Origin of the sequence: Agromyces humi (assembly GCF_009720255.1) — a bacterium.
In the GTDB taxonomy this organism is placed as follows: domain Bacteria; phylum Actinomycetota; class Actinomycetes; order Actinomycetales; family Microbacteriaceae; genus Agromyces; species Agromyces humi.
The window spans coordinates 1-7,894 of the sequence record NZ_WJSP02000166.1; the positions used below are offsets into that span (position 1 = coordinate 1).

A 7,894-nucleotide genomic window follows, 5' to 3' on the forward strand; every position below is an offset into this window, starting at 1 on the left:
CCCGGCTCATCGCGTTCAGGATCAGGCCGTCATCATTCGTTCGTTCGCGGGGTTCGAAGCTCATGAACAGGAGACATGCGGAACACTCGCCGATTCGCCGCATGTCCAACCCGAGCGCACCCCGCGCCCCAGACTCACCACATGCTAGCGGCGACGGCCTCGCCCGACGGGCGGCCACGGCCGAACGCGCCCTCGACGAAGCACTGCGCGTGTGCGGCATCCGCCCCCGCCTCGAGTGCGGCGGCGAGCGCCGTCTCGTCGGGCCTGCGGCGACGGCTCCATCCGGAACCGAGCAGCGACACCACGAACCCGGCGAGGAACGCGTCGCCGCAGCCCATCGTGTCGACGATCGCCGACGGGTCCTCGACGAGGTGCGCGTCGGCCTCGACGGTCACCTCGCCGTCGGTGACGATCGCGCCGTCGGTGCCCCGGGTGGCCAAGGCGACGGACGCCCCGCGGACGATCGCCTCGGCGAGGAGCGCGCGCGTCTGCTCGGCGCCGAGGTGCGAGCACGACAGCAGCACGAGGTCGGCCGACGGGCAGACCCGGTCGAGGTAGCCGGGTGTGCGGAACTCGTCCTCGCTCGACAGGTCGAAGGACACGAGCGCCGGCCCGCCCGCGAGCTTCGGCAGCTGCGGCTCGCTGCGCGAGTACACGCTCGAGTGCACGAGGTCGAAGCCCGCGACGTAGTCGAGCAGGCCGGAGGTGAGCTCGAGCGGCGACCGCACCGTGACGCCGCCGCCGTTCCAGCCGAGGAACGTGCGCTCCCCGTCCTCCACGCGCAGCGTCGAGACGCCGCTCTCGCCCGTACGCACCCGGCTCCGCGACACGTCGACGCCCTCGGCGGCGATCGACGCGCGCAGGTAGGCGCCCGCCTCGTCGTCGCCGAACACCCCGAGGTACCCGGCTTCCGCGCCGAGACGTCGCGCGAACACCGCGACGTTCACGCAGTTGCCGCCGGGGTAGTCGAGTCCCCGGTCGAGGAAGCGGTCGACGATGTTGTCGCCGAAGCCGAGTACGCGCATGGCAGGAGTCTCCAGGATCAGTACTCGACGACGCGGTAGTACCGGCGCAGGTCGAGCGAGTGGTTGCGCACCCGCTCGAGGTGCTTCGAGACGCGGCCCATCACGGTGTCGAGCACGATCGGTGCGACCAGCCCGCGGAACTCGGGGCTGATGCCCTCGAGCGGGTAGTCCTTCGTGTCGAAGACGGTGACGTCCTTCGAGACCTGCTTCACGAAGCGCTCGACGCGGTCGGTGAGCGCGCGGGTCTCGTCCTCGCCCTGGAAGACGATGACGCTCGTGTCCTCCTCGAGCAGCTCGAGCGACCCGTGGAAGAACTCGGCGCTGTGCACGCGGGTGGTGCGGAGCCACTGCATCTCCTCGAGGATGCACATCGAGTAGAGGTACGTGAAGCCCCAGAGGTTCCCGCCGCCGACGAGGAAGTGGTAGTCGGTCTCGGCGTGCGCCTCGGCGAAGTCGGATGCCGCGGGCTCGGCCTGCTCGGCGACGGCGACGAGCACGTCGGGCAGTGCGGCGAGCTCGTCGGCGAACCGCTCGTAGCCCTCGAACTCGCCGCGCAGCGACAGCAGGCGGGTCGTGAAGAGGAGGAGCTGCATGTCGAACGGCCAGGTCTTCGGCTCGGAGACGAGCGCGATGTCGACGGCCTTCGCGATCGGGGAGTCGGGGTAGCCGGTGAAGCCGATCGTGGTGACGCCTCGGGCCTTGCAGTACTCGATGGCACGCAGGCTGTCGTCGGTCGTTCCGGAAACCGACGTGAAGACCGCGACGGAGTCACTGCCGAGGGTGGCATCGCCCGACTCGAGGAGCTCGGCCGCGATGACGCTGCGCACCGGCAGCGTGGAGCTGCGGCGGGCGAGGTGCTCGTACGGCCACATCGCGGCATAGGTGCCGCCGGCCCCGATCAGGAACAGGTTGGCGAAGCCGTCGGCGTGCAGGCGGTCGACGACCTCCTCGATCTGCGGGCGCAGGGCGACGGCGCTGGCCGTCTGGGAGCGGAAGGTCGTCTCGTCGAAGCCGAGCAGGGTGGTCGCGAGCATGGTGGTCCTTTCGAAGCGGTGGCCGGTCCGGGTTCGCGTTCTGGTACCGGTATCAGGTGCGGATCATGCTGGCACATCCAGCCATGCAAGGTCAACCAACATCATTTTCGATTGGATCTGGTACCGGTATCAGATTCTGTGTAACATCGGTCCCCACCACCCAGTACGTGTCACAGAGATCCGATGGCGGATCCCGGAGCCTCCCCCTCCGATCGGTCCGGCCGTCATCCGAGACAGAGGAAGACCATGCACGCACAGAGAATCACCGCAGCCGCCGCGCTCGCCGCGGCATCCGCGCTCGTCCTGGCCGGATGCGCCGGGGGCAACGCCGCCCCCGCTGCCGACGTGACCGACGAACCCGAGTACTCGGGCACGCTCAGCATCCTCACGAAGTTCGGCGGCGACCCGCTCGGGCCCTACTTCGAGAACCTCGCCGCCGAGTACGAGGAGCTGCACCCCGACGTGAAGGTCGAGCTCATCCAGGAGACCGACCAGAGCGTGAAGGACAAGACCAAGACGCTCACCGCCTCGGGTGCGCTGCCCGACATCTACTTCACGTGGACCGGCAACTGGGCGCAGAACTTCATCGACGGCGGCCTCGCGGCCGACCTGACCGAGGCCATCGGGCCCGACACGGAGTGGGGCAAGAGCTTCGGCGAGGCGTCGCTCAGCGCATTCGAGGTCGACGGCAAGTACTTCGGCATCCCGCTCTACAACAACGGCAAGTTCATGGGCTACAACACGGCGATCTTCGACGAGGTCGGCATCGAGGTGCCCACCACGTTCGAGGAGCTCATCGACAGTTGCGCGCCGCTGCGAGCGGCCGGCTACGAGCCGATCGCGTTCGGCAACAAGGACGGCTGGCCGGCGCTGCACTACCTGCAGCAGCTGTTCGCCTACAACGTGCCGGGCGACGTGCTGCACGACGACTTCACGCCGGCCACCGCGACGCTCGACGACCCGGGCTACGTCGCCGCGCTCGAGCAGTTCAAGACGCTCGTCGACGAGTGCACCGACACGGGCACCGGCACGAACGGCGTGCTCTACACGACCGCCCAGGAGGCCCTGGCCGGCGGCCGCGCCGCGATGTACTACCAGGAGATCCTCGAGTTCGACACGGTGACCGCCGAGGGCAACGCCCTCACACCCGAGGACTTCGGGATCTTCCAGCTGCCCGTGCCAGAGGGTGCCAAGGGCGAGCCCGGCGCGATCGAGGGATCGCCCGAGGGCTACCTCATCAACGCCAAGTCGCCCCGCGCCGCCCTCGCCGTGGACTTCATGAAGTTCGCCACGACGCCCGAGAGCGCGACGACGCTCTCGTCGCCGCCCTACGGCCAGCCGAGCACCGTCGTCGGCGCCGTGACCCCAGAGACCTCGAGCGTCGCCGTGTTCGACGGCATCACGAAGGTGAACGAGGCATCCGACCTCGTCATCTGGCTCGACACGGTCACCGTGCCCGAGGTCGCCGACGCCTGGCTCGCCGGCGGCGAGGCCCTCATCAGCGGCGGCTCGACGCCCGAGGAAGTGCTGGAGAGCGTGCGAAATGCTTCTGACGCAGCAGAGTAGGCCGGTCGAGGGGGTGACGGCGGCGCTCCCCGCCGTCGCCCCGTCGCCCCGGGCGCCCAAGCGGATCACGGCCCGCCGCCTCGCGGGGCTCGCGTGGATCCTGCCCGCGGTGGTCGTGCTCGCCGTGTTCGTGTACCTGCCGCTCGCCCAGAACCTCGGCTTCTCGACGCTCGAGTGGGACATCTACAGCGGCACCCAGGAGTTCATCGGCGCAGAGAACTACCAGCGCCTCGTCGCCGACCCGATCTTCTGGTCGTCGCTCTGGAACAACATCCTCTACGCCGTCGTCTCCCTGGCGTTCCAGGTGTTCGGCGCCATCGTGCTCGCCGCGGTGATCGAGAGCATCCGGCACGACCGCTGGCGACGCGGGCTCCGTGCGATCTACTTCGTGCCCTCCGCGATCTCGCTGACGGTCGCCGGCCTCCTCTTCTACTTCATCTACGAGCCGAACCTCGGCCTCCTGAACCACGCGCTCGACGCCATCGGGCTCGGGGCGTGGGCCCAGCCGTGGCTCGGCCAGGAGTCCACCGCGATGATGGCGATCATCGTCATGAGCCAGTGGCAGGGCTTCGGCTACTCGACCCTGCTGTTCGCCGTGGCGATCCAGCGCATCCCCTCCGAGCTCTACGAGGCCGCGGCGATCGACGGCATCGGCGCCGTACGACGGTTCTTCACCATCACGCTCCCGCTCGTGCGCGAGATGACGGGCCTCATGATCATCGTCACGATCTCGGGCGCGTTCCAGGTCTTCAACGAGGTCATGGTCATGACCTCGGGCGGCCCCAACAACTCCACCCAGGTGCTCGGCACCTGGCTCTACCGCAACGGCTTCGTGCGCAACGACTTCGGGTACGCGGCGGCGATCGCGACGATCATCTTCGTCATCACGCTCGCCATCGCGCTCGTGCAGCTCTGGATCAACCGTCGCAGAAGGGTGGAATGGTGACCAGACTCACCTTCGCCGGCGTCATCGCGCGCCTGTTCATGTGGACGTTCCTGCTCTGCCTCGTCGTGGTGGTCGTCTACCCGCTCACGTGGATGGTGCTGAACGGCTTCAAGACGAACGCCGAGCTCTTCGGCAACCCGTTCGCGCTGCCCGCGCAGTGGGGCTGGGAGAACTACGCGAACGCGTGGAACCGAGGCGTCAGCAACTACCTCACGACGAGCATCCTCGTGACCGTCACGTCGACGATCGCGACGGTGTTCATCAGCGCCTGGGCGGCCTACGGGCTCACCCGAGTCGACATCCCCTTCTCACGCACGTGGTCCACCGTCATCCTGGGCGGGCTCATGCTCGCACCGACCGTCGCGCTCGTGCCGCTCGTGAAGATGTTCCAGGGCATGGGCCTCTACAACACGTTCTGGGCGCTGCTCATCCTCTACACCGCGTTCCGGATCCCGTTCACGACGTTCCTCATCCGGGCGTACATGATCGACCTGCCGCGCGAGGTCGACGAGGCGGCAGAGGTCGACGGGGCGAGCCGGTGGACGGCGTTCTGGCGCATCATCCTGCCGATGTGCCAGCCGATCATCATCTCGGTGGTCATCCTGCACATCCTCTTCGCGTGGAACGAGTATCTCTTCGCGATGGTGTTCACGAGCGGCACCGACGTGCAGACGCTGCCCGTGGGGCTCACGAGCCTCATGAGCAAGCACGGCACCGACTACCCCGTCGTCTTCGCGGGCATGGTCATCGCGGCGCTGCCCGTGGTCATCCTCTTCTTCGCCTGCCAGCGGTACTTCGTCAAGGGCCTCGCCGACGGGATCGGCAAGTGAGCGGCATCCGTCTCGACCAGGTCACCGGGTCGAACTTCTCGTACCAGCACCTGCCGTTCGACCGGTTCCTCGACGACATGGTCGAGCTCGGGCGCGAGCGCGTGGAGCTCTGGGGCGTCGCACCGCAGCTGCACGTGCCGCAGCTCAGCCGCCAGGAGGCACGCGGCATCCTTCGCCGCATTGCCGACCGCGGGCTGGCCGTGCACTGCCTCACGCCCGAGCAGGTGATGTACCCCGTCAACGTGGCCTCGCCGTCGCCGTGGCTGCGGGAGTCGAGCATCGCGATGTTCCGCCGCGCGGCCGAGCTCTGCGTCGAGCTCGAGGCACCGCTGCTGTTCCTCACCCCCGGGCGTGGGTTCGAGGACGAGCCGACGGATGCCGCGTGGCGGCGTTCCGTCGACGCGATCGGCGAGATCGCGGTCCACGCCGCCTCCCTCGGGGTCGACTGCGTGCTCGAGCCGCTGCAGCGCGTGGAGTCGAACCTCGTGAACGACGCCGCGACGCTGGCCCGGATGCTCGACGAGATCGCCGCACCGAACCTCGGCGCCGCGCTCGACACGGTCGCCATGGCCGTGGCCGGCGACACCATCGACGACTCCTTCGCCGCCCTCGGCGGACGCATCCGCCATGTGCACCTCATCGACGGCAAGCCGAACGGGCACCTGGCGTGGGGCGACGGCGAGCTGCCGCTCGGCCAGTACCTCGAGGCCCTCGGCCGGAACGGGTATGACGGATGCCTCACCTTCGAGCTCTTCGGCGACGGCACGTACGCGTACGACCCGCGGCCCGCGCTCGAGCAGTCGTTCGCCGCCGTCGAGCGCGAGCTCGCGGCACTCGCCGCGGGCGTGAACCCGCACGACCCCACCGGCCCGGCCACCAACCCTGCACGATCGACCACCATCGAAAGGAACTCCATGCTGAACTTCGACGAGGCGCGCTTCCTCGACATCCAGGCCGGCGCCGTCGCGCTGGCCGAGCCGATCGACGCCTTCATCGTCGACCGGCTCGGTGCCGGGGCGCGCAACCTCTTCTTCGTGGGCTCGGGCGGAGCCGGCATCCTCATGCAGCCCGCGGTGCGGCTGCTGCAGACCCGCTCGACATTCCCGACCCTCCTCGAGATGCCCGCCGAGCTCGTCGAGACCGGATCGGTGCACCTCGGCGCGGACTCGATCGTCGTCATCCCGTCGCTGTCGGGCACGACGCTCGAGAGCATCCGCGCGCTCGAGTACGCGAAGGAGCGTGGCGCGACCGTGCTGACCCTGACGGGCCATGCCGACACCCCGCTCGCCGAGGCCGCCGACGTGAACCTCACCGCGTTCGCCGCCGACGACACCTCGAGCGAGACATTCTCGGTGCAGTCGCTGCTCATCGGGCTGTCGATCATGCGCGTGCGCGGCGAGTTCGTCGGCTACGACGAGGTGCTCGCCCAGCTCGCCACGCTGCCCGACGCGCTGCTCGGCGTGAAGCGCGGCTTCGAGGGCAGGGCCGCCGAGCTCGCCCGGGTGATCGCGGACTCCGACTACCACGTGATCACCGGGGCGGGCGCGAGTTGGCCCGAGGCGTTCTACTACGGCATGTGCATCCTCGAGGAGATGCAGTGGATCCGCACCCGGCCCGTGCACGCATCGGACTTCTTCCACGGCACCCTCGAGCTGCTCGAGCCGGGCGTCAGCGTCATCGCGCTCAAGGGCGAGGACGCGGGACGTGCCCTCGTCGAGCGCGTCGAGGCGTTCGTGCCGCGCATCACCGACACGCTGACCGTCATCGACACGGCCGACTTCGAGCTGCTCGGCTTCACCGCCGAGGTGCGGGCGCTCCTGGCACCGGCGCTGCTCGCCACGGCGCTGGAGCGGGTCAGCGCGCACCTCGAGGTGCTGCGAGACCACCCGCTCACCACCCGCCGCTACTACCGCCAGTTGCAGTACTGAGGTTCCCAGTGGGCGGCGGCACCGGAGGGTCCGGCGACGACGCCGGCTTCGTCATCGCGACGGTCGGCGACAACACCATCGACCGGTACGTGGGCGACGAGTCGGCGCGCTACACGGGCGGCAACGCCTACAACGTCGCCGCCCAACTCGCCGGCCGCGGCCGCTCCGTGGCCTACTTCGGCGCGGTCGGGGCGGACGCCGACGGGCGCACCATCGCTCGCGGGCTCCACCGCGCCGGGATCGACCCCGTGGGCCTCGTCACCCTGGCGGGGCCCACGGCCGTCACGACGATCCGCGTCGACGGCGGCGACCGGGTCTTCGAGAGCGAGGAGTTCGGCGTGACCGCCGACTACTTCCCGAGCGACGCGCACCTCGAGCTCCTGGCACGCGCGCGATGGGTGCATGTGGGGATGCTGCCGCGTGCCGACGAGCTGCGCACTCGGCTGGCGGCGCTCGACCGGGGTCGGCCCGTCGTCAGCCAGGACTGCGGCGTCGCCTCCGGATTCAGCGACCTGGATGTCGCGTTCGGCTCCGTCGGCGAGCGCGGCGACGCCCGCGCGTGGGC

General features: G+C 69.3%; 7 protein-coding genes. 5 read left to right on the plus strand and 2 right to left on the minus strand.

Annotated features, from left to right (window positions below; all coding sequences use genetic code 11):
• Window positions 1-134: 134 nt before the first annotated feature.
• A complete protein-coding gene (locus tag GH736_RS13375; protein ID WP_159604063.1) occupies window positions 135-1,025 on the minus strand; it encodes a PfkB family carbohydrate kinase in 891 nt (296 codons plus the stop codon).
• Window positions 1,026-1,042: 17 nt separating this feature from the next.
• A complete protein-coding gene (locus tag GH736_RS13380; RefSeq protein WP_235934184.1) occupies window positions 1,043-2,059 on the minus strand; it encodes an SIS domain-containing protein in 1,017 nt (338 codons plus the stop codon).
• A 246-nt stretch (window positions 2,060-2,305) separates the two neighbouring features.
• Here GH736_RS13380 and GH736_RS13385 point away from each other — a divergent pair, with 246 nt between their 5' ends.
• From GH736_RS13385 to GH736_RS13410, 5 genes are all read left to right on the plus strand, one after another.
• Window positions 2,306-3,625: an ABC transporter substrate-binding protein gene (locus GH736_RS13385; protein ID WP_159604065.1), complete on the plus strand. Its 1,320-nt coding sequence runs from the start codon at window positions 2,306-2,308 to the stop codon at window positions 3,623-3,625.
• Between the two features lie 13 nt (window positions 3,626-3,638).
• Window positions 3,639-4,571 (plus strand): carbohydrate ABC transporter permease, encoded by a 933-nt coding sequence (locus tag GH736_RS13390; RefSeq protein WP_235934187.1) that lies wholly within the window; start codon window positions 3,639-3,641, stop codon window positions 4,569-4,571.
• Window positions 4,565-5,401 (plus strand): carbohydrate ABC transporter permease, encoded by an 837-nt coding sequence (locus tag GH736_RS13395; RefSeq protein ID WP_159604069.1) that lies wholly within the window; start codon window positions 4,565-4,567, stop codon window positions 5,399-5,401. The genes GH736_RS13390 and GH736_RS13395 overlap by 7 nt, the downstream gene beginning before the upstream one ends.
• Complete coding sequence (locus tag GH736_RS25065; RefSeq protein WP_235934190.1) at window positions 5,398-7,329, plus strand: TIM barrel protein; 1,932 nt, start codon at window positions 5,398-5,400, stop codon at window positions 7,327-7,329. Before GH736_RS13395 ends, GH736_RS25065 begins: the two co-directional genes overlap by 4 nt.
• 8 nt (window positions 7,330-7,337) lie before the next feature.
• Window positions 7,338-7,894 (plus strand): PfkB family carbohydrate kinase (locus GH736_RS13410; protein ID WP_235934191.1); only part of this gene is annotated, 557 nt, incomplete at its 3' end.